The organism is Colwellia sp. MB3u-41 (genome assembly GCF_014076845.1).
Classification (GTDB): Bacteria; Pseudomonadota; Gammaproteobacteria; order Enterobacterales; family Alteromonadaceae; genus Colwellia_A.
The window spans coordinates 453,607-473,560 of the sequence record NZ_JACGUT010000084.1; the positions used below are offsets into that span (position 1 = coordinate 453,607).

The 19,954-nt window shown below is 37.3% G+C and carries 18 protein-coding genes; 14 read left to right on the plus strand and 4 right to left on the minus strand.

What is annotated here, in order from left to right:
- Positions 1-15: 15 nt before the first annotated feature.
- A complete protein-coding gene (locus H4J73_RS18655; protein ID WP_182223359.1) occupies positions 16-2,799 on the minus strand; it encodes an insulinase family protein in 2,784 nt (927 codons plus the stop codon).
- Between the two features lie 218 nt (positions 2,800-3,017).
- Here H4J73_RS18655 and sixA point away from each other — a divergent pair, with 218 nt between their 5' ends.
- A complete protein-coding gene (sixA, locus tag H4J73_RS18660; RefSeq protein ID WP_182223360.1) occupies positions 3,018-3,491 on the plus strand; it encodes a phosphohistidine phosphatase SixA in 474 nt (157 codons plus the stop codon).
- Positions 3,492-3,499: 8 nt separating this feature from the next.
- Here sixA and smrB read toward each other — a convergent pair whose 3' ends face one another.
- Positions 3,500-4,057 (minus strand): endonuclease SmrB, encoded by a 558-nt coding sequence (smrB, locus tag H4J73_RS18665; protein ID WP_182223361.1) that lies wholly within the window; start codon positions 4,055-4,057, stop codon positions 3,500-3,502.
- Between the two features lie 122 nt (positions 4,058-4,179).
- On the opposite strand from smrB, the gene prmB reads away from it, so the two are divergent.
- The 4 genes from prmB to H4J73_RS18685 all read left to right on the plus strand — a co-directional run bounded on the left by prmB (position 4,180) and on the right by H4J73_RS18685 (position 8,302).
- The gene (prmB, locus tag H4J73_RS18670) at positions 4,180-5,124 is read left to right on the plus strand and encodes a 50S ribosomal protein L3 N(5)-glutamine methyltransferase (protein WP_182223362.1); all 945 of its coding nucleotides are present in this window, start codon (positions 4,180-4,182) and stop codon (positions 5,122-5,124) included.
- A 53-nt stretch (positions 5,125-5,177) separates the two neighbouring features.
- Positions 5,178-6,269, plus strand: coding sequence for a chorismate synthase (aroC, locus tag H4J73_RS18675; protein WP_182181981.1), 1,092 nt, complete (start codon positions 5,178-5,180; stop codon positions 6,267-6,269).
- Positions 6,270-6,298: 29 nt separating this feature from the next.
- Positions 6,299-7,459, plus strand: a complete 1,161-nt coding sequence (locus H4J73_RS18680; protein WP_182223363.1) for an MFS transporter — start codon at positions 6,299-6,301, stop codon at positions 7,457-7,459.
- 102 nt (positions 7,460-7,561) lie between these two features.
- Entirely contained in the window at positions 7,562-8,302 is a 741-nt protein-coding gene (locus H4J73_RS18685) for an ABC transporter substrate-binding protein (protein WP_182223364.1), read from the plus strand.
- A 74-nt stretch (positions 8,303-8,376) separates the two neighbouring features.
- Here the strand turns inward: H4J73_RS18685 and H4J73_RS18690 are convergent, their stop codons facing one another.
- On the minus strand, positions 8,377-11,244 hold the full coding sequence (locus H4J73_RS18690) for a pitrilysin family protein (RefSeq protein ID WP_182223365.1): 2,868 nt from the start codon (positions 11,242-11,244) through the stop codon (positions 8,377-8,379).
- Positions 11,245-11,412: 168 nt separating this feature from the next.
- Positions 11,413-12,216 carry an inositol-1-monophosphatase gene (gene suhB, locus H4J73_RS18695; RefSeq protein WP_182181985.1) on the minus strand — a complete coding sequence of 268 codons (804 nt, stop codon included), beginning with the start codon at positions 12,214-12,216 and terminating at the stop codon, positions 11,413-11,415.
- Positions 12,217-12,578: 362 nt separating this feature from the next.
- On the opposite strand from suhB, the gene trmJ reads away from it, so the two are divergent.
- The 9 genes from trmJ (at position 12,579) to fdx (ending at position 19,888) form a co-directional block, all read left to right on the plus strand.
- Entirely contained in the window at positions 12,579-13,385 is an 807-nt protein-coding gene (gene trmJ / locus H4J73_RS18700; RefSeq protein ID WP_182181986.1) for a tRNA (cytosine(32)/uridine(32)-2'-O)-methyltransferase TrmJ, read from the plus strand.
- A 60-nt stretch (positions 13,386-13,445) separates the two neighbouring features.
- Positions 13,446-14,252: a serine O-acetyltransferase gene (cysE, locus tag H4J73_RS18705; RefSeq protein WP_182223366.1), complete on the plus strand. Its 807-nt coding sequence runs from the start codon at positions 13,446-13,448 to the stop codon at positions 14,250-14,252.
- 170 nt (positions 14,253-14,422) lie between these two features.
- On the plus strand, positions 14,423-14,935 hold the full coding sequence (gene iscR, locus H4J73_RS18710) for a Fe-S cluster assembly transcriptional regulator IscR (protein WP_182181988.1): 513 nt from the start codon (positions 14,423-14,425) through the stop codon (positions 14,933-14,935).
- A 32-nt stretch (positions 14,936-14,967) separates the two neighbouring features.
- Complete coding sequence (locus H4J73_RS18715; RefSeq protein ID WP_182181989.1) at positions 14,968-16,182, plus strand: IscS subfamily cysteine desulfurase; 1,215 nt, start codon at positions 14,968-14,970, stop codon at positions 16,180-16,182.
- Between the two features lie 71 nt (positions 16,183-16,253).
- Complete coding sequence (gene iscU, locus H4J73_RS18720; RefSeq protein ID WP_182181990.1) at positions 16,254-16,634, plus strand: Fe-S cluster assembly scaffold IscU; 381 nt, start codon at positions 16,254-16,256, stop codon at positions 16,632-16,634.
- Between the two features lie 15 nt (positions 16,635-16,649).
- A complete protein-coding gene (gene iscA, locus H4J73_RS18725; RefSeq protein WP_070376089.1) occupies positions 16,650-16,973 on the plus strand; it encodes an iron-sulfur cluster assembly protein IscA in 324 nt (107 codons plus the stop codon).
- Between the two features lie 45 nt (positions 16,974-17,018).
- Positions 17,019-17,549, plus strand: a complete 531-nt coding sequence (gene hscB, locus H4J73_RS18730; RefSeq protein ID WP_182181991.1) for a Fe-S protein assembly co-chaperone HscB — start codon at positions 17,019-17,021, stop codon at positions 17,547-17,549.
- 116 nt (positions 17,550-17,665) lie between these two features.
- Entirely contained in the window at positions 17,666-19,528 is a 1,863-nt protein-coding gene (gene hscA / locus H4J73_RS18735) for a Fe-S protein assembly chaperone HscA (RefSeq protein WP_182181992.1), read from the plus strand.
- Positions 19,529-19,549: 21 nt separating this feature from the next.
- Complete coding sequence (fdx, locus tag H4J73_RS18740; protein WP_182181993.1) at positions 19,550-19,888, plus strand: ISC system 2Fe-2S type ferredoxin; 339 nt, start codon at positions 19,550-19,552, stop codon at positions 19,886-19,888.
- The last annotated feature ends 66 nt before the right edge of the window (positions 19,889-19,954 follow it).

Below are 19,954 nucleotides of genomic sequence, written 5' to 3' on the forward strand. Positions count from 1 at the left end.
ATTATATCGGCAGGTTTAATATTTTCTTTGACATTTTTTTAATCTTTTTCTAATCTTTTCATTGTGCTGGAGTGATATTTTGATTTTTTCTTCCGTACTGTCTGGGTAACTTGTTAAAGTTATTCTATCCGTATTGTTATTCACTAAAAGTTGTTCAGTAAAAAAATGACTAATATCATTTACAGTTAATGACAAGATGACTTGAATCAATTGCTGCTTTTCATCAAAGTTCGTTTCTTTATTACAAATAGCGGCCCAGAATCTTTGGCTTTTTATTCGTAAACTAGAGTCTTTTTCTTGTAATTGACTCGCCAGGCCTTGTTGAATATGCAGCCAATCATCGTCAGAAAAAAGCGTTAACTTCTCTAAAGACTGATTAATAAACCCGTTTATTTCTGTGACTAAAACATCAGCATTTATGTGTGGCGACTGAATATAAAAGGCGATACCAGGATAACGATTAATAGGAATAAACCCAACACCGACTAAATAGCCAAATTGCTTATCAGTTCGCATTTCTTGAAAAAAGAGTGGAGATAACACTTGGCTAGTGATCATGGTTATCGCTATTGTTTTTAAGTCTTTCTTTGAAAACGGATAATAAATAACAACAGCATGATCATGTTCTGGTAAATGCAAAGGAAGGTGAATGTCACCTTGGTCTTCAATATCAAGAACAGGTACATTAACGGCATACTTATCTGAATAATGATGACTAAATGCTGCTTTTAATTGTTCACTAAATTTCAATGCATGTTCAGGTACCCAGTTGCCATGCATTAACGCCTCAATAGTTATCCCATCAAATAAGTGCTTTCTAAAGGCTGTAAACTCTTTAAATGATGTGTTTTCCAGAGCATTGGCTAACTCATTACTTGTTGGGTTTTTAGGTTGCATTGTTGAGCTAAGAATCGAAAATAATTGTGAAATAGATTTACTGGTTTGCGCGTTATGCCAATGGTTAATTAATTGTTTTTTAAATAGCTCAAACTTTTCTTCTATAAAACTCGCGGTTACTAAACTTAATAATAATTGTTCAAGGAGCTTGTCTTGTTTAGTGCTAACGCCAGAGAGTTGTAGTGTCATTCCACCTTGATGCGAAAATAAATGATAATGAATACCCGCTAGTTCAGCGTCATAATGCTGTTCAATAACGGCATCACTATATAAGTCGACAAATAGCCGTGTCATCGCAATATGCTTACTGTCTTTTATGGTGAGTGGTGCATCAATACCGATATAAATATAACCTTTGGGTACTCTAAAGGTATTATCTTGTTTAAACCAAATAGATAAACCATCAATTTTTTCAATTAAATCAGGGGTGCTTTTATGTTGTTTACTAACCGGAGTAGAAGCGTATATTTTAGGCGATTTTACGATATAAGGATTACTTAGCGGTAAAGAAAGGTCGTGAGTTATTGCTTCATTTTCCCAGTTTGTAATTTGCATAGGACTGATTTTTTCAATACTAAAGGGGACTTGATACCAAAAACTTTTTTTATCAAACGTATTCTGCGCACTAATATGAATAACACGCATGTTATTTGCTGATAGATAGCCTAACAGCAAGCTAAATGTTTGTTGTTGCATACCATTCATTATGTAGTCACCGTAAATATAATCATCGGGTGAGTAATGCTGCATATTTATGACCAACTGGCAAACAGAGTCTAATGGTTTTAGTTTTTCTTGGTAATTAAATGATAAATTCGCAATCGCTTGTTTTTCTTGATAATAAAAGTCGTCAATAGGAGTACTTTTCATCACGTTTATATAAGAGAAAATACAACTAATAATCTCGTTAATATGTTGTTCGCCTAATTCAGTTAACGAAATACTTAAATTGAAGTCTTTGAAGTTTGCGCCGTTTACGCCCGAGCCTGCGGTTAAGCTAAGTGCCCAACGCTGTTTTTTAAGGTAAGACAAAATACTGCCACCACCTTCGTGGCCTAATAAATAAGCTAAAATAGATTCAGGTTTGTGGCGGTAGTAGCGATCAATGCTTGGCATTGCAAAGCTAACAATGAGTTGTCGATCGTTTTTTACAGGTTTTACATTAATTTTTATTTGTTGATGCTCAGCGAGATAGAGCGGAGTGTTAATCACTGGTGGTATTGAAGTTGCCGCTTTTATATCGGTAAACTTACTCGTTGCTAATTGGACTAATTCATCAAGTGACTGTGGACCTTCTAAAACAAGTGTCATTATATTCGCGCGATAATATTGATGAAAAAAATCACGTATTTCAGTGGTTAAATCACTGTCTTTTCGATCAGCAAGCGTATCAATCGAGCCTACAGAAAATTTTGAGAAAGGGTGTGCTTGATTGATCGTTTCTTTATGCACGTCGTACAAGCGTCGAATATCATCTTTGAGTTTTAGTTTAAATTCAGCATCTACATTCTGACGCTCTTTCTCAACAAACTCTCTTGAAAGTAATGGGCTAATAAAAAACTGACTAAAGCGATCGAGTGCAAAGGTAAAATGTTGGTGATGAATGTCAAAGAAAAAGCAAGTGTGCTCTGTTGCGGTCCAAGCATTATTACTACCACCGTGTTGACTAATATATTTTTGATATTCACTACCGTCAGGGTAAGACTCAGTACCTAAAAACAACATGTGTTCTAGAAAGTGAGCTAAACCTTCTCGGTCTTTGGGGTCACTAAAATGTCCAATATTTACCGCTAATGCAGCAGCTGATTTATTCGTTTGCTCATTATGAATTAATAAAACACGCAAGCCGTTTGATAGTGTTAACGTTTTATATTGCTTGCTGTCATTTGGGCTTTGTTTCAATATCTGCTCCGGCAAACACTGCAACAACCTTATTGGTGACGGACACTGGCAAGGTAAGCGTTTGTTTCTAAAATTATTTTAATTATCCAGTTAAATTACCTGATGGATTAACTAGAGTCTAATATATTCTTAATTTTTCTATTAATTATCTATACTATAGACCGAAATAAACGCTAAAATGCGGGCGATTTGAAAAAACGAAGTTATTTGGAAAATTTATGCGAATATTTGTTATGCGACACGGTCAAGCTCAATCAATGGCTCCTTCTGATCAAAGTCGTGAATTAACCTTTCTAGGTAAGGGTGAAGCTGAAAATATGGCAAGTAGGTTAGTCGATAAAAAAGTGCACTTTGACGCCATTTTTGTTAGCCCTTATATTCGTGCTCAACAAACCGCAAAAATTGTAAAAAACACCTTAGCGACTGCAACGAGTTTAACCACACTTGAATTTATCACACCAGAAGATTCCGCAGATAAAATGCGTAATTACCTTGAGTTAACTTTTATTGATAATGTACAGGCAAATATACTGATTGTATCGCATATGCCTCTGGTCAGTTATTTGGTGGCGGAGTTTACTTGTGGTCAACATGCGCCACTATTTGAAACCGCTTCTATCGCTGAGATTAGTTATGATATCAGTACAATGCGAGGGCAGTTAATAGCACATACCTCACCTGCTAGCCTTTAGATTTATCGCTAGATAAGATCTGCGAAGCGATCATTGAGTTCAACGAGTACTAATAAAGCACCATTACCACCCCATTCAAGTGGTGCTTGATGAAAAGCCATTACATCAGGGTGTTGCACCAGCCAATGGGGAACTTTATTTTTCAGTACATTTGAACCTAAGCCATGCACAATACAAACACACTTTGCATGTTCTTTTTTACACGCGTACATCAATGCAGCAATTTCTAACTTTGCTGTTTTCTGATCTAAACCATGCAGGTCTAAAATTAAATCGGGTGCATACTGACCACGTCTTAGATTTTTAGCCTCAAAGCTGTCAACATCCTCACGAACATATTTCATCGGACCTTGTTGATTCAAGTTTGGTTCAAATTCATCAGAAAAATAAAACTCAGCATGCTGTTTCTTCTTTGCATTAACTTTTGTTTTAGCCATTTGTAATGATTGACTTTGTACGTGCTTTTTAATCGGGGCAATTTTATCTTGCACGATTGGTTTTACTTTACCGATCGCTTGCTTGAATAAGTCTATCTCATGGGAAGTTAAGGCTTCTTTAAATTTCATGTTTGAAACTACATTCTTAATGATAATAGGGAAAACAATTTAAATTCTAAAAACATCTGTGGGCAATAACAAGCAAAAGGTTATAATATGCCTCATAAATTGCTAGATAATAGAGAATAGATGTGAACGAAGTTGATTTTTCACCAATTAAAGATGAACTACATACCATTGGTGATTATTTACGTTTTGCCACCAGTGAATTTAATCAAGCTGAACTTTTTTTTGGTCACGGTACTAATAATGCGTGGCACGAAGCAATAACCTTAGTGATGTTTGCTTTAAATTTACCGGAAGAATTAAGTGAACAAGTCTTTAATTGTCGATTAACTTCACACGAAAAATTAACCGTGTTGGCCTTAGTTGAACGACGTATTGTTGAACAACTGCCAGCCGCCTATTTAACGAATCAGGCTCAGTTTGTTGGTTTACCTTTTTATGTTGATGAGCGCGTTTTAGTGCCTCGTTCGCCCATTGGTGAATTAATTGAACAACACTTTTCACCCACTTTCTCTCAAGATAACCCTCCAAAACGTATTCTTGATTTATGCACCGGCAGTGGCTGTATTGCTATTGCTTGTGCTGTCGCTTTTCCTGAAGCAGAGGTTGATGCAGTCGATTTATCGATTGATGCACTTAACGTTGCACAAATTAATATTGAAAATCATGGATTAACAGAACAAGTTATTCCAATTCAATCTGACGTTTTCTCTGGGGTTGAAGGGCTAACTTATGATTTAATCGTTACTAATCCACCTTATGTTGATCAAGAAGACGTTGACGCATTACCGCAAGAATACTTGCATGAACCCGAAATGGGTTTAGGGTCGGGTGTCGATGGCTTAGATATCGTTCGTGAAATCCTTGCACAAGCGGCTAACCACCTAAATGAAAAAGGCGTTTTAATTTGCGAAGTAGGGAACTCTCAAATTCATGTTGAGCATGTCTACTCGCAAGTACCTTTTACTTGGTTAACGTTTGAAAACGGTGGTCATGGTGTGTTTATGTTGACTAAGAAACAGTTAATAAATCATGCGAATAGTTTTACACAAGCATTTGAAAAAAAGTAATTCAGTTCAATTTCCGTAATTGTATATTCAAATAATAGAGAGAAGATATATTCATGTCAGGCAATACTTTTGGAAAATTATTTACCGTAACATCATTTGGTGAAAGCCATGGATTAGGTTTAGGTGCAATTATTGATGGTTGTCCGCCAGGTTTAGCGTTATCAGAAGCTGATTTACAAGATGACCTTGACCGTCGTCGTCCTGGGACTTCTCGTTATACTACTGCTCGTCGTGAACCTGATCAAGTTAAAATAATGTCTGGTGTTTTTGAAGGAAAAACAACGGGAACACCTATTGGTTTACTCATTGAAAATACCGATCAACGTTCAAAAGATTACGGCAATATCGCGCAAAGTTTCCGTCCGGGTCATGCCGACTATACTTATTGGCAAAAATACGGTATTCGTGATTATCGCGGTGGCGGAAGATCATCAGCACGTGAAACCGCAATGCGAGTTGCGGCAGGTGCTGTAGCTAAAAAATACTTAAAAGAAAAGTTTAATGTCGACATTCAAGGATGTGTTACTCAGATAGGCGACGTTTGCGCAACTAACATTGACTGGAACATTGTAGAAAATAACCCTTTCTTCTTTCCCGATGAAACTAAGCTTGATGCGTTAGATGAATTACTGCGCGGCATTATCCGTGAGAAAGACTCCATTGGCGCTAAAATAATGGTGCGAGCCACTAACGTGCCCGTTGGTTTAGGTGAACCTATTTTTGATCGTATGGACGCTGATATTGCTCATGCGCTTATGGGAATAAACGCGGTTAAAGGTGTTGAGATTGGCGATGGTTTTGCGGTGGTAAACCAAAGAGGTTCAGAGCACCGTGACGAATTAACTCCAGAGGGTTTTGCCAGTAATCACAGTGGGGGTATTTTAGGTGGAATTTCATCAGGACAAAGTATTGTTGCTAACATTGCAATGAAACCCACTTCAAGTATTGGAGTCAGTGGAAAAACGATTGATTTAGCTGGAAAAGCAACAGACTTAGTCACCAAAGGTCGTCATGATCCTTGTGTTGGCATTCGTGCGGTTCCTATTGCCGAAGCTATGTTAGCACTAACGCTGATGGACCATTTTTTACGTCATCGTGGACAAAACGCTGATGTTGTTTGTGTTACACCAGATATTGAATCCTAGTCAGTGATTTTTATTGAAAACCAAAAGTAATGACATCGGATAAATTTGTAAGACTTTCTTCGAGTTACTTTTGGTATTTTGCTATTTTAGGTTTGATTATTCCCTTCTTACCTATTTTTCTTGATGCAAAAAGCTTTAGTTCAATTGAAATAGGTGAAATTCTTGCGATTATTACTGCTACTAAAATCATCGGTCCTACCTTCTGGGCTTTCGCAGCTGATAAATCAGGTAAACAATTATCAATTATTCGCAGTGGTTCGCTGTTAGCACTACTGAGTTTTTCACTGCTTTTCTGGTTAAACGGTTATTGGCCAATTGTTTTTTGTTTAGCGGTTTTTAGTTTGTTTTGGACCGCTGTTTTACCCCAACTTGAAGTGCTTACCCTTAACTCAATTCGACGTAGTGCAAAAATTTATGCACGTATTCGCTTGTGGGGAAGTATTGGTTTTATTTTTTTAGCGGTTCTCGCCGGAGACTTAATAGAGCGATATTCTGCAGATGCATTTACTTATTTAGGTGTATTTGTGCTGGCAGGATTATTTCTTTCAAGCATGAAATTAACCCCTGCGAAAATTACAAGAAATAGTGTTAAGCCGTTAGAAAAAATCATTGATAAAATTCTTTGTCGCTCGTTTATATGCTTTTTTCTTGCGGGCTTGATGTTACAAATGAGTTTTGGTCCTTATTATGGTTTCTTTGCACTTTATCTTCGAGAGCTCGCTTACCCAGGTTTTGCGGTTGGTATATTCATCACCATATCAGTAATGGCCGAGATCCTTATTTTTATTTATGCGAGCTTATTCTTCCGATATTTTCCTTTGAAAACGCTGTTAGCCATGAGTATATTGTTAACATCTGTTCGTTGGCTTATGACCGGTAATTTTGCGGATGTTATCTGGGTTCTAGTACTCGTTCAGTGCATACATGCACTTAGTTTTGGTTTGTACCACAGTGTTTCTATTCAATTTATTCATCGACATTTCAATGATGACCAACAGAACCGTGGTCAAGCAATCTATATTGGCGGCGTCTATGGGTTAGGTGGTGCAATTGGTGCTTATATAGCAGGCAATGTTTGGCAGGGAGGGCAAGGCAGCGAACTTGCCTATAATCTCGCCGCGTTTGCTGCATTAGTTGGATTTTTGTTTGTTTTACTTATGCCTGATAATCGAATAAATGACAAAAAATAACAATAATGACACTGAACAGTGCATTGTGTTATTGATAAAGAGTATCTATTATTGAATTAATTACCCCCGCTTCACCTTTATTATTAAGTGTATTGGAGAATCATGAAGTTTATTTTCTGGTTCGGGATCTTAATAAATGGATTTAGTTTTTCCTGTTTAGCCGAAAGAATTAACGTTGCCATGGAACCTTTCCCCCCGTTTGTTAATGCGCAGGGAACAGGGTTAACTATTGATATGCTTCACGCTATTGAAAAAATTTCTGACCTCGAATTTAATATTGAGATCATGACCTATGCACGCGCTAAACATCAGTTGAAGCATCAACGTATTGAAATAGCGGGTCACACGCCTAAAAATTTAGAAACCGCTGAATTTTATCTTTATGCACAAGAGCTAAATTGGAAAATAGACACCTCTTCTGATATTTTTACTTTTGAACGTAAATTTTTGGATTTATCAATACTTCAAAAAGGACGAATTGGTACAACTATTGGTAATGCTGACTTTTTAGCAAGTCAAATGAAAATCCCGAGAGATATGTTCATCCAAACCGCAACCCTTCGACAACTCGTTGATATGTTGGTTAAGCGACGTATTGATGTTTTAGTATTTGAAAGAGTCTCGGTGATGACATTGTTACAAGAGAAGAAAGTACAGGGGGTTTATTATCAAACCATTGGTAAAGTACCAGCCAGTATTGCTGTTTATAGAGATTCACAAGGGGTAAAGTTAAAAGAAAATCTCGATGAGCTTATCAAGCAACTTCCTTTAGAAACTATCTTTTCCGGTTACTTTCAATACAGCAATTTGCCAGAAAGCGGTAAAGTACCTATTGTTAATTAACTCTGATGGCACGAGTAATTATAATGAATTTCAGCCTTACCATTAATAATAAGACTGAAGTTTATTCAACTCAACTAGTTTGCATTTATAAGAATTGGCTCTCCTAAACCTAATGCTTTCAAACGCTCCATCTGCGTTTTAGCATCTCCAACGACGAGATAAATCATTTTTTCATGATGTAAATGTTCACTCGCTAACGATTTAATATTCTCTAATGTTAAGCTTTCAACTAATGTTGCTCGTTCTAGTATGTAGTTTGCAGGCAAATTGTATTGGCTCATACTTTGCAATATCGCTAGTTTTGCGTTGTATGTTTCAAACTTTCTCGCATTACTTTTTAAATAATAGCTTTTAGTTGTGGCTAAATCTTTGTCATTAAAGTCATTTTGATATTTTTCAACAAGATCTTTAATTAATGCAATTGCTTCTAGTGTTACATTCGTGCGAACACCACTACTAATAAGAAACTCTCCACTTGTTTTGCTTCCGCTATAGCTCGAACGTACACCGTAGGTGTAGCCTTTGCCTTCGCGCAACTCTTGTGTAAGTTTTGAAGCAAAGCTGCCGCCACCTAAAATATAATTCATTACTTGAGCACTATAGAAATCTTTATGCATAGCATTCATGGCAGGAAAGCCAATTCTAAGTTGAGATTGCTTAGCATTGGGTACGTCATAAAAATAGATTTTTGATTCTTTAGGTAGTTCTGGCGCTAAAACCTCAGGTAAGACGGCATTTTTTTTCAACCAATTATTTTCTAATACTTGAAAAGCAGCTAACACTGCTGTTTCGTTTATATCTCCAACAATATGAATGTTAGTTAAATTTGGTGACAGTTTTGTTTTATAAAAGGCTTTTAAATCAGTTAACGTTATTTTTTCAAGTGAAGCTAATGTGCCCAATAGATTGTTCGATAAAATACTCGACTTACCATAGAGCAATCTATTCATTTGATTATCTGCTAATTGATTAGGATTCGTTTGTTGCTGTTTTATTTGGCTGATTATGTCTTGTTTAGTTAGCGTAAATTCTTTTTCATCCCAACGAGGTGCTAAGATCATTTCTGTTATTAAATCGACAGTTGCTTGATGATTTCTTGCTAAAGTACTTGCTGATATTTTTATTGACTCTGGCGTCGCATAAACACTAATTGTAGCGCCAAGCTTATTAATCGCTTCTTCAAGTTGTTGTGGTGTTTTATTTTTAGTGCCTTTATTCATAAGTTCAGCGACTAAATTCGCGACACCGATTCGGTCAATATCATCAAATAGCATCCCTCCAGCGATATCTATATTGAACTGCACCAGTGGAACTTCATTGTTCTTGATACCATAAATATGTAACCCGTTGGTTAACGTGTCTTGCCAAACTTTAGGTACCGATAGTGTCGGCGATTTACCATAGGCAGGTTCATTTGAACGGTCGAAACTTGAAGGTGTTTTGATATACGTTGATTGCTGTGAAGCATCAAAACTTTGTTCTGCGTTAGCGACAATTTTTTCTTCAGTTATTTGTGCCTTTACTGAATTTTCTAACGCTAGATTTTGCTGCCCCTTTGGTACAAAACTTGTGGCAACAACATATTTATTTTTAATATATTTATTATAAACACGTAAAACATCTTCTTTACTCACCGCCAAAATGTTTTTAGCTTCTTGGTTAATAAAACCAGGATCTTTCGTAAAAATATTATATTGTGCTAATTGGAAGCCTTTACCTAAAACGCTTGAAAGCCCCCGATAAAAAGCAGTTTCTTGTCCTGCTTTTATGGTGGCGAGGTCTTCATCACTAAAGCCTTTTTTTTCAAATTTGAGAAATGCTTCGCTGATCGCTTTGTTAATATTATTTAAATTAGTATTTTCAAAGCCTCTTACTTTCAACATGAGTTGACCGGCTAACTCTGATTGATAGTGGTACATAGTAACGCGAGACGTTAGCGTTAATTCATCAATTAATTTTTGATTTAATAGCGCTTTTTTACCATCACTGAGTAATTCAACTAATACTTGTAAGGCATAACTGTCTGGATGATATTGAGGGATAGTTGGCCAAGTTAAGCTGAGCTCTGGTAATTTAGCGAAGTTATCTTCATGATATATTTTCTTGGTTTTTGTTAAGTTTGCTGACTGTTTGGCGAGAGGTTCGATTTTTTCACCCGCATCAATTTCATCAAAATATTTATGAACCCAAGCTTTCGCTTCAGCTTCATCAAAATCACCTGCAATCACCAAGGTCACATTATTGGGCACATACCAACTCTTAAAGAAGTCCTTAACATCTTGAAGTGTTGAATTTTGTAAATCGATTAAAGACCCAATAACTTGCCAGTTGTATGGATGATTTTCAGGATAAAGGTTTTTATCGATAACATACTGAGTATGGCCATAAGGTCGGTTGTCATTACTTTGTCGTTTTTCATTTTTTACAACTTGTTTTTCTTTTGCAAGTACTTGCTCGGTGACGGTATTTATAAAAAAACCAAGTTTGTCAGCTTCTGCCCAAATCATTTTTTCTAAAGCATCACTGGGTACGGTTTGAAAGTAATTTGTTCTATCACGACTAGTTGACCCATTTGCGCCTGAGCCACCAATTTGTGCACTCATTTTGTCTAAACCTCCTTTTCCAAGGTTTTCAGACTCGAGAAATAACAAGTGTTCGAACAAATGAGCAAAGCCAGTTCTTCCTTGAATTTCACGAGCAGACCCAACATGTGCAGTTAACGCTACAGCAACAACAGGGTCTGAACGGTCGATATGAAAAACGACTTCTAAGCCATTATCTAAAACAAACTTATGGTATTTAATATCTATAGCGCTATTTGCTGAAGAAGATTTATTAATGCTTTGTTTGTTTAATGCGTTTTTTGATGGTGCTTCTATCGTATTACAGCCAGCTACTGATAAGGCGGTAATTATCGAAAAGCTTAGTGCAGTCCATTTCATTGGGAAACCTATTTTAATTATTATTTATTATTGCTGATATTGTGCCTGTTATTCGATAAAACACCAATAAAACCACTGTAAAAACGTAAAATCAATGTTAATTAATATTACCAAGGTATAAAAAAAGCGCTAAAAGCGCTTTTAAAAAAAATAATAAATAATTTTTAATTATTTATTTAATGCTTCACCTAAATGTGGGCGTATATCTTTTAAAATAGTTTTTAATAAACGCGGGCACGCTGCAACGGTATTACCTGAAACAGTATGATTATGATCGCCTACAAAATCAGTGACTAAACCACCGGCTTCTATAATTAATAATTCACCTGCAGCAGATTCCCAAGGTTTTAACCCTATTTGAAAATAACCATCTACACGGCCAGCAGCGACATAAGCTAAGTCTAGAGCAGGAGAACCTGAACTACGTAAATCTGAAGATTTAGTAAATAATGTTTTAAACATTTCTAAATAAGCGTTGCTGTGTTGTTTATGCTTATATGGGAAGCCTGTGGCAACAATGGCACCAGAAAGTTCTTTATGTTGTTTTACACGGATTCGAAAACCATTAAGTTGTGCGCCTTTGCCACGGCTAGCTGTAAATAGCTCACCACGAGAAGGATCAAAAATAATCGCTTGATCTAGTTTGCCTTTTACTTTTAAAGCAATAGATACAGAAAAATGTGGAATGCCTTTAATAAAGTTTGTTGTACCGTTTATTGGATCAATAATCCATTGGAAGTTGTCATCTTTGCCTTTGATCACCCCACATTCTTCACCAACAATGGTGTGATCAGGGTATGATTTTTTTAATGTTTCAATAATGGCTTCTTCAGCGCTTAGGTCAGCACTCGTCACAAAATCATTTGTTCCTTTTGCTTGAACTTCAACTTTATCTAATTGTTCAATGGCACGAACAATAACTTTACCTGCGTTACGCGCAGCACGAATACCAATATTAAGCATAGGATGCATATAGAGACTACCTTTTACATATTTGTAAATAGAATTAAACAGTATAACAACTTTTATAAAGAACGAGGCTTGCCGCCGAGCGGATTTTCAAGCGCGAAAATTATAGCAAAGTTATCTGTAATTAGCGACACTGTTTTTTATAAAGAAGAATAAAGAAAAAATTTCATAGATGTTTAATAACTAACACATAATTTTTCGCACTAACTAATTTCAATAAACTTGATGATTTTTTCTGAGCACAAGGTTAATGTTCTGTGATAATATCATCGTCAATTTTAGCCATCTAGATAGTTAATACCAGTAGGTATAATTTATTTTATAAATTAACTATAAATTAACTATAAATTGAGTAATTGAAGATAATGTCAGAACAATCATCACTTTTAGGTAATGTTCGGATTGTATTAGTAAATACTTCCGATTGTCGTAATATTGGTTCGGCCGCACGTGCTATGAAAACGATGGGGTTAAGTGAACTTATATTAGTTGACCCTATAGAAATGCCAAATGGCCAAGCACAAGCTTTAGCCGCTGGGGCTACCGATGTATTAAAAAATGCAAAAGTAGTGAGCACTTTAGCTGAAGCGATCAGTGAATGCGGTTTGGTTGTCGGTACAAGTGCACGTTCTCGCACCTTACCTTGGCCTATGTTAGAGCCAAGAGGCTGTGGAGAAAAACTGGTAGAAGAGGCGCATAATTTTCCAGTGGCCTTAGTTTTTGGTCGTGAAAGTAGTGGTTTGACTAATGATGAGTTACAACTTTGTCATTTTCATGTTCAAATTCCTGCGAACCCGGATTACAGTTCATTAAACTTAGCGATGGCCGTGCAGACTTTAAGTTATGAAGTGCGGACCAGTTATTTAATTAATCAGCAAAAAGCATTTAAAGCGAAAGGTGAAAACCTCAGTAAAAATTTGCCAAAAAAAGAGCTTGATGAAGACGAGTATCCGATTATTGCTGAAACGGAGCGATTTTATCAACACTTTGAAGATGCGTTAAAAGCAACCGGTTTTATTGTGCCTACACATCCAGGTTTAGTGATGACTAAACTGCGTCGTTTATTTAACCGAGCGCGACCGGATGTAAAAGAAGTCAAGATGTTACGTGGAATATTAGCTTCCGTACAAAGAGCGGCTAAAGTAAACGAGAAAGAAAAAAATAAAGAATAATAAAAGTAAGTACTCATTATATTGGTGCTTATTTTCACCGATATATAGAAGGATATAATTATGTTCAGCCGTATCAGAGAAGACATTAAAAGTGTCTTTGACCGAGATCCCGCCGCTCGAAATACGTTAGAAGTGTTAACTAACTACCCAGGTATGCATGCTATTTGGATTCATCGTTTGAGTCATAAACTGTGGAAAAACAACTGGTATCTTCTTGCGCGCAGTTTATCAACCTTTTCTCGATGGATGACGGGGGTTGAAATTCATCCAGGGGCAACATTAGGTCGTCGGTTCTTTATTGATCACGGTATGGGAATTGTCATCGGTGAAACGGCTGAAATTGGTAACGATGTTACTTTATATCATGGCGTTACTTTAGGTGGGACAAGCTGGACTACGGGTAAACGTCACCCAACGTTAGAAGATAATGTTGTTATAGGGGCTGGAGCACAAGTGCTTGGACCTATTACTATCGGTAAAGGTGGCAAGGTAGGTTCTAACTCTGTTGTGGTAAAAGATGTACCTGCAAATGGAACCGCTGTTGGTATTCCTGCACGTATTGTCAATGAAAAAAGTCAATCAGAAAAAGAGCAGCGTGACCAAGTTGCAAGAAAGTTTGGATTCGATGCTTATGCCGTTTCCGCTGATAACCCTGATCCGGTTGCTAAAGCTATTGGCCGTGTACTAGATCATATGCACTTGATGGATAAAAAGGTTGCTGACTTATGCAAAGAAGTAAATCAGCTCGGTGGTGAAGTTTGCCAAGAAGCATTACCCGAATTGAGTGTGGGTGAATTCGTTGATGATGAAAAGGCCGCCGCTCAACGTCGTGAAAAACGCGTAGCGTCATTTGATCCTGAAATATAATATAAACACCTTACCTGTTACGGATACTTCCTTCTATTAAACTGAGGGAATTCGCGACTAACTGACTCTTTTTCGAACAAACATATAATACTTGAGTAAAACACTCAGGTATTTAGTTGACTATTTTGTAGGGTTATGTAAAATTGTTGGTAATTCGATAGGGGTACACAATGAAACTGACTTCAAAAGGGCGTTACGCGGTAACTGCTATGTTAGATGTAGCAATTCACGCCGTAACTGGACCCGTACCTTTGGCTGATATTTCAGAGCGGCAGGGCATATCGTTGTCTTATTTAGAACAACTTTTCTCCCGCTTAAGAAAATATGGCTTGGTAAATAGTATTAGAGGCCCAGGTGGAGGTTATCGCCTTGGAATGTGCTCTGCAAAAATTTCTGTTGCTGATGTCATCAATGCTGTTGATGAATCCATTAAGGCGACGAGATGTGACGGTAAAGGTAATTGCCAAAATGGTGACGAATGCCTAACACACATGTTGTGGGAAGGCTTAAGTGACCGTATCGAAGATTTTTTAAAGAACATAACGTTGGCAGAGCTTGTTGAGCAAAGCAACGTGAAATTAGTGTCTAGACGACAAGATAAAGCGCATGCACAAGCCAATAAAACTATGCCGTCATTAGAAACATTAATTGAAACCAAAAACATTATGCACGACATGCACTAAATGCATGTTGTTAAACTGGAGAACGTTAGCGAATGAAGCTTCCTATTTATTTTGATTACTCAGCTACAACACCTGTAGATAAACGTGTTGCAGAAAAAATGATGCAGTATATGACTACTGACGGTTTTTACGGTAACCCTGCATCTCGTTCACACAAATTTGGCTGGCAAGCTGAAGAAGCGGTAGATATTGCGCGTAACCAAGTCGCTGACCTTCTTAATGCTGATCCGCGTGAAATTGTTTTCACCTCCGGAGCAACAGAGTCAAATAACTTAGCTATTAAAGGTGCTGCTAACTTTTATCGTAAAAAAGGTAAGCATGTTATTACCTGTAAAACAGAGCATAAAGCTGTTTTAGATACGTGCCGCGAATTAGAGCGTCAAGGCTTTGAAGTTACTTATTTAGATCCTGAAAGCAATGGCTTGATTGATCTTAATAAATTAGCAGATGCAATGCGTGATGACACAGTATTAGTAAGCATTATGCATGTAAATAATGAAATTGGCGTAATTCAAGATGTTGCTGCAATCGGTGAAATGTGTCGTGCACGTAAGATTGTTTTTCATGTCGATGGCGCACAAAGCGTTGGTAAAATTGAAGTAGATATGGAAAAGTTGAAAATTGATTTAATGTCAATTTCTGCACATAAATTCTACGGTCCAAAAGGTATGGGCGCAATGTATGTTCGTCGTAAGCCTCGTATTCGTCTTGAAGCGCAAATGCATGGTGGTGGACACGAACGTGGCATGCGTAGTGGCACATTACCTACGCATCAAATCGTTGGTTTAGGTGAAGCTTGTCGTATTGCTAAAGAAGAAATTACCCAAGACATCGCTCATGTAACTAAAATGCGCGACCGCTTATGGGCTGGCTTGAACACGATGGAACAAGTTTTTGTTAACGGAGATTTTGATAATCGCTACCCAGGTAACTTAAACGTAAGTTTTAATTTTGTTGAAGGTGAATCTTTGATTATGGCGCTTAAAGATTTAGCGGTATCTTCTGGTTCAGCCTGTACTTCTGCCAGTTTAGAGCCTTCGTACGTCTTACGTGCATTAGGTTTGAACGACGAAATGGCGCATAGCTCAATTCGTTTTAGCTTCGGTCGTTTTACGACTACTGAAGAAGTAGATTACGCGATTACACTTATTCAAAAATCAATTGGGCATTTACGTGATATGTCACCACTTTGGGAAATGTTCCAAGACGGTATTGATTTAGATTCAATTGAATGGGCTGCTCACTAAGCATCCCTAATGAAAATTTTACTGATGAACATACATTTTTGTATGGTTCATCGCTAATCAGGAGAGAAATAATGGCTTATTCAGAAAAAGTAATTGATCACTATGAAAACCCACGTAATGTTGGCTCAATGGATAAAAATGATCCACAAGTAGCAACAGGCATGGTTGGCGCACCCGCATGTGGTGACGTAATGAAGCTACAATTGAAAATTAACGCTGACGGTATTATCGAAGACGCTAAATTTAAAACTTATGGTTGTGGTTCTGCTATTGCGTCAAGTTCATTAGTAACGGAATGGGTGAAAGGTAAATCTATTGACGAAGCTGCGACGATTAAAAATACGGCAATTGCTGAAGAACTTGCTTTACCGCCAGTAAAAATTCATTGCTCTATTCTAGCGGAAGATGCTATCAAAGCAGCGATTGAAGATTATCGCACTAAAACTGCTTAGACCTCGGAGTTATTTATGAGTGTTACAATGACGAAAGACGCAGCAGACCGTGTTCAGTCATTTATTACCAATCGAGGCAAGGGTCTCGGTTTGCGTCTTGGTATTAAAACTACAGGATGTTCTGGTCTAGCTTATGTGATGGAATTTGTTGATGAGTTGAATGAAGACGATACATTGTTTTCTATCTCTGATGTGAATATTATTATCGACGGAAAAAGTTTAGTTTACCTTGATGGTATTGAAGTAGATTTTGTTAAGGAAGGTCTAAACGAAGGTTTTAAATTCACAAACCCAAATGCCAAAGGCGAATGTGGTTGTGGTGAAAGCTTTAACGTTTAAGTGATTTGTGAACGGCTTATGAATAAGCCGTTTACTGGAGTTTTTGTGAATTATTTTCAGATATTTGGTTTTGCATCGCAGTTTGAACTTGATGTTCATAAATTAGCTGATATTTACCAAACACTACAAAAAAAAGTACATCCAGACAAGTTCGCTCATGCATCAAGCCAAGAGCAATTAGTTGCCGTTAAAAAATCAACCTTAATTAACGATGCTTATCAAACGCTGAAAAACCCCTTAATGCGTGCCCAATATTTATTAGAATTACGAGAAAGCGATCAGCCTAACGAACAAGCTTCGTTTAGTGATAACAGCTTTTTAATGCGCCAAATGGAATTACATGAAATGCTTGATGATGTTAAACATGCTAATGACCATGAAGCCGCAATTCTAGCGTATGCTGAAGTATTAAATATAGGCTTTCAAGGGCTTGCTGTAGAAATGCATGCACACCTTGACGAAAACACAATACAGTCAAATCTATTAGCGGGTAATAATTTACGCAAATTAAAGTTTTATCAAAAATTACGTGTTGATCTTGATAAATTAGAAGATCAGCTTTTTAATGATGAATGATCGCTAATTCAAATGAATTTTTAGTGTAATAAACTAACAGCAAAAATGTGTTTTTTTATTTACAATGGAATATCATACCGCCCGTTAATCGTAATCGAATATAAAAGAGTCTAAAAATGGCGTTATTGCAAATAGCCGAGCCCGGCCAAAGTACGGTTCCTCACGAACATCGTCTCGCCGCAGGCATTGATCTAGGTACAACTAATTCTCTTATCGCTAGTGTTAAAAGTGGTTTATCTGAAACCATAGTAGACAGCGAAGGACGAGACATATTACCTTCAATCGTAAGTTATCAAGCGAATGAAATATTAGTGGGAAATGCCGCTAAAGCACATTCGGTTAGTGACCCAGAAAATACTGTCGTTTCAGCCAAACGCCTGATTGGTCGCTCATTAGCTGATATTCGTAACAAATATCCTTCATTGCCTTATTCTTTCTCAGGTGACGAAAGTCACCCAAGCATCACTACACGTACCGGTGAAGTAAACCCAGTACAAGTGTCAGCTGAAATCTTAAAAAGTTTAAAAAAACGAGCTGAACACGCGTTAGGTGGTGAGCTAAGCGGTGTTGTTATAACTGTTCCTGCTTACTTTGATGATGCTCAGCGACACAGTACAAAAGATGCAGCAAAACTTGCTGACCTAAATGTTTTACGTTTACTCAATGAGCCTACAGCAGCGGCTGTTGCTTACGGTTTAGATAGCGGAAAAGAAGGCATTATTGCTGTTTATGATTTAGGTGGTGGTACTTTTGATATTTCAGTATTACGTTTAAATAAAGGCGTTTTCGAAGTGTTAGCTACCGGTGGTGACTCTGCATTAGGTGGTGATGACTTTGACAATATTCTTGTTGATCACATCATCGAACAGACTGATCTACAACGACCATTATCAACGACATTAGAACGTCAATTGCTGCAACAAGCTTGTCATGTTAAAGAGCAACTCACTGAAAATTTGGTGATTAGTTTTTCATTAACATTAGATAATGGAGATGAAAAACATGGCGAAATTAATCGTGATACGTTTGAATCTTTGATCAATGTGTTAGTGACCAAAACATTGCGTGCCTGTCGCCGCGCATTAAAAGATGCAGAAATTACTATTGATGATGTGATTGAAGTCGTTATGGTCGGTGGTTCAACGCGTGTTCCACTGGTGCGCCAGGAAGTTGAAAAATATTTTAATCGTCTGCCATTAACCTCTATCGATCCCGATAAAGTTGTAGCCATTGGCGCCGCGATTCAAGCTGATATTTTGGCGGGTAATAAGCCCGATAGCGATATTTTGTTGCTTGATGTTATTCCATTATCGCTTGGTTTAGAAACAATGGGCGGATTGGTTGAAAAAGTTATCCCTAGAAATACAACAATTCCTGTTGCTAAAGCTCAAGAATTTACTACTTTTAAAGACGGTCAAACTGCAATGGCCGTACATGTGCTCCAAGGTGAACGTGAGCTTGTTGAAGATTGCCGATCGTTAGCACGTTTTGAATTACGTGGTATTCCTGCAATGACTGCTGGCGCTGCTCATATTCGCGTTACTTTCAAAGTTGATGCGGATGGATTATTAGAAGTTTCAGCCATGGAAAAGTCAACTGGGATAGAAACAGGCATAACAGTTAAGCCTTCATTTGGCCTCGAAGAGCAAGAAATCACTCAAATGCTGCGGGATTCAATGAGCAATGCTGAACAAGATATTCAAGCGCGCATGTTGAAAGAGCAACAAGTTGAAGCATCGCGAGTTATTGAGTCAGTGCAATCTGCATTGATTAATGACAGCGCGTTATTAAATCAAGATGAAATTACCACGATAAATAATGCAATAAACGCGTTAGCGAAGATTGCCCAAAGCACGGTTGCGGATGATATTGAAGCAGCTATTGAAATATTAAATGAAAGCACTGCTATTTTTGCTGAACGTCGTATGGATTCATCGATAAAAACAGCATTAGCAGGACATTCAGTAGACGAAGTTTAAAAACTTTTAGGAGCTAAGAAAATGGCGAAAATTATATTCCTTCCTAACGAAGACTTATGCCCAGACGGTGCAGTTGTTGAAGCAGAAAAGGGAGAAAGTGTACTTAACGTTGCGCTACGTAGTGATATTGGTGTAGAGCACGCCTGTGAAAAAGTATGTGCTTGTACCACTTGTCATATGATCATCCGTGAAGGTTTTGATTCAATTGCACAATCAGATGAACTTGAAGATGACATGCTTGACAGAGCTTGGGGATTAGAGCCAGAATCTCGTTTAGGTTGTCAAGCGTTGGTTGGAGATGAAGACTTAGTTGTTGAAATTCCAAAGTACACGGTGAATATGGTGTCTGAAAACCACTAGTTTATTATTATAGGTATTTATTTTAAAGGGCAATAACATGTTAATGTTATTGCCCTTTTTGATCGC

Excerpts from the sequence above, each read along its gene's own strand:
- sixA (WP_182223360.1), top strand. The coding sequence starts at position 3,018 with ATGCGAATATTTGTTATGCGACACGGTCAAGCTCAATCAATGGCTCCT.
- smrB (WP_182223361.1), bottom strand. The coding sequence starts at position 4,057 with ATGAAATTTAAAGAAGCCTTAACTTCCCATGAGATAGACTTATTCAAG.
- aroC (WP_182181981.1), top strand. The coding sequence starts at position 5,178 with ATGTCAGGCAATACTTTTGGAAAATTATTTACCGTAACATCATTTGGT.
- H4J73_RS18680 (WP_182223363.1), top strand. The coding sequence starts at position 6,299 with ATGACATCGGATAAATTTGTAAGACTTTCTTCGAGTTACTTTTGGTAT.
- H4J73_RS18685 (WP_182223364.1), top strand. The coding sequence starts at position 7,562 with ATGAAGTTTATTTTCTGGTTCGGGATCTTAATAAATGGATTTAGTTTT.
- H4J73_RS18690 (WP_182223365.1), bottom strand. The coding sequence starts at position 11,244 with ATGAAATGGACTGCACTAAGCTTTTCGATAATTACCGCCTTATCAGTA.
- suhB (WP_182181985.1), bottom strand. The coding sequence starts at position 12,216 with ATGCATCCTATGCTTAATATTGGTATTCGTGCTGCGCGTAACGCAGGT.
- trmJ (WP_182181986.1), top strand. The coding sequence starts at position 12,579 with ATGTCAGAACAATCATCACTTTTAGGTAATGTTCGGATTGTATTAGTA.
- cysE (WP_182223366.1), top strand. The coding sequence starts at position 13,446 with ATGTTCAGCCGTATCAGAGAAGACATTAAAAGTGTCTTTGACCGAGAT.
- iscR (WP_182181988.1), top strand. The coding sequence starts at position 14,423 with ATGAAACTGACTTCAAAAGGGCGTTACGCGGTAACTGCTATGTTAGAT.
- H4J73_RS18715 (WP_182181989.1), top strand. The coding sequence starts at position 14,968 with ATGAAGCTTCCTATTTATTTTGATTACTCAGCTACAACACCTGTAGAT.
- iscU (WP_182181990.1), top strand. The coding sequence starts at position 16,254 with ATGGCTTATTCAGAAAAAGTAATTGATCACTATGAAAACCCACGTAAT.
- iscA (WP_070376089.1), top strand. The coding sequence starts at position 16,650 with ATGAGTGTTACAATGACGAAAGACGCAGCAGACCGTGTTCAGTCATTT.
- hscA (WP_182181992.1), top strand. The coding sequence starts at position 17,666 with ATGGCGTTATTGCAAATAGCCGAGCCCGGCCAAAGTACGGTTCCTCAC.
- fdx (WP_182181993.1), top strand. The coding sequence starts at position 19,550 with ATGGCGAAAATTATATTCCTTCCTAACGAAGACTTATGCCCAGACGGT.